Raw genomic sequence first — 394 nt, forward strand, 5'->3', positions numbered from 1 at the left:
GGCATTAGCTTTTAATCGATAATTTACTGGAACCACACATGAATTTGACACTTCCAGACGTTGCGTCTGGTAATAAAGCCCATACCAGCGCGCCTTTAAAATGGGTTGGTATGGAAAAAATCTCTACCCCAATCAATGTTCCCATGTCTGCTGAGCAAAGCGTTCGTGTGAACGCCATGACTGACGTATTTGTTAGCTTAGACAAGGCAGATGCCAAAGGCATACATATGTCGCGTCTTTACATTCGCATACGCGACCAGTTAAGCAGCGCCCAACTCAGTGGTAAAACGTTAAAAACATTATTGTTGGATTTAGCAGAGTCTCAGCAAGGGCTTAGCCAGTCAGCTCGGGTACGTTTAGAGTTTGAATTAATGCTCAATAAAAGCGCCTTACT

General features: G+C 43.7%; 1 protein-coding gene. It reads left to right on the plus strand.

What is annotated here, in order from left to right:
- Nucleotides 1-38: 38 nt before the first annotated feature.
- The coding region (locus CWC14_RS18540; RefSeq protein ID WP_171036894.1) for a GTP cyclohydrolase, FolE2/MptA family at nt 39-394 on the plus strand (356 nt) is incomplete at its 3' end.

This window comes from Pseudoalteromonas sp. S3260, from assembly GCF_005886925.1.
In the GTDB taxonomy this organism is placed as follows: domain Bacteria; phylum Pseudomonadota; class Gammaproteobacteria; order Enterobacterales; family Alteromonadaceae; genus Pseudoalteromonas; species Pseudoalteromonas tetraodonis.